1 protein-coding gene is annotated in these 4646 nt (G+C 68.7%); it reads left to right on the top strand.

The genetic code is table 11. The features are described from left to right. Positions 1-45: 45 nt before the first annotated feature. Positions 46-4646: amino acid adenylation domain-containing protein (locus ABZ293_RS41915; RefSeq protein ID WP_355189900.1), on the top strand; the 4601-nt coding region annotated here is incomplete at its 3' end.

Raw genomic sequence — 4646 nt, 5'->3', positions numbered from 1 at the left:
CCCAACGGCATCGACCGAACCGGAATCGAAACCACCACGCAAGCAGTGATCGACCACCACGACATGCTGCGCGCCCAACTCCACCCCGACCCCACACACCCGACCGGATGGGCTCTACAGGTGCGGCCGACCGAGGTAAGCGCCGCCGCACTGATCCGGCGCGTGCCGGTGACAGTTGCGCCGGACAGCGCCTACTTCGCGGCCATCGCCGACGCGGAGGCGAATGCGGCCGCCGAACGCCTCGACCCCGCCGCGGGCGTCATGCTGCAGTTGGTCTGGTTCGACTGGGCGGACCGGCCCGGGCGGCTGCTCGTTGTCGTACACCATCTGGTTGTCGATGGGGTGTCGTGGCGGATCCTGGTTCCCGACTTCGCTTTGGCGTGGGCCCAGATCAGTGCGGGGCAACCACCGCAGCTCGCGCCCGTGGGTACCTCGATGCGGCGCTGGGCCCACGGGCTGAACACCGCTGCCGAGAGCGTCGATGAACTCGACTGGTGGCGCTCCACCCTCGAGACCGCCGATCCGGTGATCGGTGCCCGCCCGCTCGACCCGGCAGTGGACGTCCAGGCCAGTGTCGCCACCGTGGAGGTGACGCTGCCGACCGCGGTCACCCGTGCCGTGCTCACTACCCTGCCCCAAGCGTTCCACGGCAATGTGGACGACGCCCTGATCGCCGGGCTCGCACTGGCACTGGCGCGATGGCGTCACCGCCATGGCGAGGACAGCACCGAGGCGCTGCTCACCCTCGAAAGCCACGGCCGCCACGACGCGCCGCTGCCGGGCGCGGACCTCACCCGCACGGTTGGCTGGTTCACCACCACCTACCCGGTGCGCCTGGACCTGTCCGGTATCGACATCGACGACGTGTTCGCCACCGGTGCTGCCGCGGGGGCGGTCGTCAAGTCGGTCAAGGAACAACTGCGCCAGGTCCCCGGTCGCGGAATCGGCTACGGGCTGCTGCGTTACCTCAATGCCGATACCGCCCCCATCCTGGGCGGGCTACCCGACCCGCAGGTCAGCTTCAACTATCTCGGTCGTTTCGACACCATTCCTGCGGAATTGCGCGAGATCGGATGGATGCCCGCCGGTGGCGACGCTGGCGGCGGCGGCATCCAGAATCCCGATGCGGCCGCGGCGTCCGTGCTCGGCATCAACGCGGCCACCACCGACACCCCCGACGGCCCTGCCCTGACCGCCTCCTGGGACTACCCGACCGGACTGCTCACCAGCGGCGAGGTCACCGAGATCGCCGAACTGTGGCGCGACGCCGTGACAGCGCTGGCCACCCACGCGTCCCGACCCGGTGTTGGCGGGCTGACACCCTCGGATCTCGGCCTCGTCGACCTCGACCAGCCCGCGATCGACCGACTCGAGGTTCGGTATCCGGCGCTGGACGATATCTGGCCGCTGACGCCGCTGCAGGCTGGGCTGCTGTTCCACGCCCAACTCGCCACCGACGCCATCGACGCCTACATCGTGCAACTCAGTGTCGAACTCGGCGGAGTCGTCGACGCGGACCGGCTGCACCGGGCCGCCCAAACCCTGCTGCGGCGGCACCCCAACCTGCGGACCGCGTTCGTGCGCGACGGCGCCCGCGAACCCGTCCAGGTGGTGCCCCACACCGTCGAGGTGCCGTTCACCGAGATCGACCTCACCGAACACGACGACCCCGCGGCCGCACTCGAACAAGTCACGACCACCGACCGCCGATTCGACATGACCGCCGCACCGCTGCTGCGACTGACGCTGATCGGCATCGCTCCCCAGCAATACCGGCTGCTGTTGAGCATGCACCACATCCTGATCGACGGCTGGTCCACACCACTGCTGGTCCGAGAGCTACTGGTGCTCTACGCCACCGACGGCGACGCGAGCGCGCTGCCCTCGGTACGTCCCTACCGCGACTACCTGACCTGGCTGAACAGCCAGGACCAGGCCGCGGCGGAGACCGCGTGGACGCGGGCACTCGAGGGCATCAGCCAGCCGACGCTGCTGGCACCCGCCGACCGCGCCCGCCGCAACACCACCGCCCCGCGCGAGGTCCAGGTGCAGCTGAGCGAAAGCCACACCGCGGCGCTGGTCACGGCGGCCCAGCGGCAGGAGACCACCCTCAACACCGTCGTCCAGGCGGCGTGGGCACTCGTGCTCGCCAATGCGACCGCCCGCGAAGACGTGGTCTTCGGCACGACGGTCTCCGGGCGTCCCGCACATATCTCCGGTATCGAGTCGATGGTCGGACTGTTCGTCAACACCGTGCCGGTACGGGTCCGGCTCGATCACCGCGAAAGCCTGGCCGAACTGCTGCGGCGGATCCAATCCGAACAGGTTGCCCTGCTCGACCATCACCACTTCGGACTCGCCCAAATCCAACAGCTGGCCGGTCCCGGCGCGATGTTCGACACCGTGACCGTCTTCGAGTCCTACCCGGTCGACTCGGCCGGACTGTCCGAAGACACCGACATCGCCGGAATGCGGGTCCTCGACGTCCAGGGACGAGACGCCGCGCACTATCCGCTCGGCCTGATCGTCCACCACGACACGCATTTGAAGTTGACCTTCAAATACCTGCCGGAGCTATTCGGCCAACACCAGATCGACGACTTCGCCGACCGGGTGCTGCGGGTGCTCGACACCATCGCCGCGCATATCGATCTCCCCCTCACCCAACTGGAACTGCTGTCGCCGGTCGAGCGAGCCACGCTGGTGCCCGTCCGCGGTCGCCCCGGCGCGGAGAAGTCGGTGTTGCCGGAGGTGTTTGCGACCGCGGCTGCGACAACGCCGGACGCAGCAGCGCTGGTCTGTTCGGGGACGACGCTGTCCTACCGCGAGCTCGACGAAACCTCGAACCGGTGGGCGCGGGTGCTGATCACCGCGGGAGTAGGACCGGAATCGGTGGTGGCCGTGGCCCTACCGCGCTCCATCGACGCCATGATCGCTGTATGGGCGGTCGCCAAGACCGGCGCCGCGTTCGTGCAAGTCGATCTCATCCATCCGCACGACCGGATCACCGGCATTCTCGCCGATTCCGGCGCCGCCCTAGGGCTGACCTACGGAACCTACCGAGACCAGCTACCGAGCGAGATCAGCTGGCTCGACCTCGACGATCCCACCTTCGCCGCGACGACGGAGGCGGCGACGCCGCGCCCGATCGACGACTACGAGCGCACCACCACACTGCGGCCCGAGCATCCGGCCTACCTGATCTACACCTCAGGCTCCACCGGGACCCCCAAGGGAGTCGTGGTCACCCACGCCGGCATAGCGAACCTGGCCGCCGAAACGCGGGAACGGTTCGGTGTCACACCGATGAGCCGCATACTTGCTGCCGCTTCGCCGAGCTTCGACGTCTCGATCCTCGAATGGCTCACGGCCGCAGCGGCCGGTGCAACGCTGGTCCTCGCCGCGACACCGGTGGCCGCAGGCGCCGAACTGGCCGAGGTGATCGACGCCGAACGCGTCACCCATGCCGCGCTCACCCCGACTGTGCTCGGATCGCTGCCCACCGATGGGCTCGACACCCTCCGGACGCTGATCCTCGGCGGCGAGACCTGCCCGCCCGACCTCGCCGCTCGATGGGCACCGGGCCACACGGTGATCAACACCTATGGCGCCACTGAGAACACGATCATGAGCTGCGCCGATGCTCCGCTGACCGCGCATGCGGACGGTCCGATGACAATTGGTGGTCCGGTACGCGGCTTCACCGCCGTGGTACTCGACCGCAGACTGCGCCCAGTCCCACCCGGCGTCCCCGGCGAGCTGTACCTGTCCGGACCGGGCCTCGCCCGCGGTTACCACCGGCAACCCGCGACCACCGCGGCCCGATTCGTCCCCGACCCCTACGGGCCGCCCGGGACACGCATGTATCGCACCGGCGACCTCGTCGCCTGGACCGCCGACCGCGCGCTGCGGTTCATCGGCCGCAGCGACCTGCAGTTGACGATGCACGGACATCGAATCGAACCCGGCGAAATCGAAACGGCGCTACGTAGCCAGCGCGATATAGCTAATGCAGCGGTCACCGTGCACACCAGACCCAACGGCGCCCGCCAGCTCGTCGGCTATGTCGTACCCGCCCCCGACGCCACACCAGATATCACCACATTGACCACTGAACTCGCGACCAGTCTGCCCACCCATATGATTCCTACCGCCATCATCACCCTCGACCGGATGCCGCGCACCGCAACCGGCAAGCTCGACTACAAGGCGCTGCCGAGTCCCGACCTGCGTCACTCCCCGTACCGGCCGCCGTCGACCGAACTCGAGGCCACGGTATGCGACGCCTTCGCCGAGACCCTCGACATCGAGCGAGTCGGCGTCGACGACGGCTTCTTCTCCATCGGCGGCAACTCGCTGGCCGCCGCCCGATTGGTGGCGCGGCTGGTGGAGTCGACCGGTGCGACCGTGCCGATTCAGTGGATCTTCACCGATCCGACTCCGGCGACGCTCGCTGGCCGCATCGACGCCCGACTGCGCGGCCTCGACGAACCGGACACCGGCGACGTACTCGCCGTCGTGCTCCCGCTGCGCGCCGCGGGTGCCGAGGCGCCGCTGTTCTGCGTCCATCCGGCCGTCGGATTGGCTTGGGGTTTCAGCGGACTCGTGCAGCACCTCGATCCCGACCGCCCGGTGTACGGGCTGCA

The organism is Nocardia sp. NPDC005998 (genome assembly GCF_040614395.1).
Classification (GTDB): Bacteria; Actinomycetota; Actinomycetes; order Mycobacteriales; family Mycobacteriaceae; genus Nocardia.
This window is presented reverse-complemented; position numbering and strand designations above follow the sequence as displayed.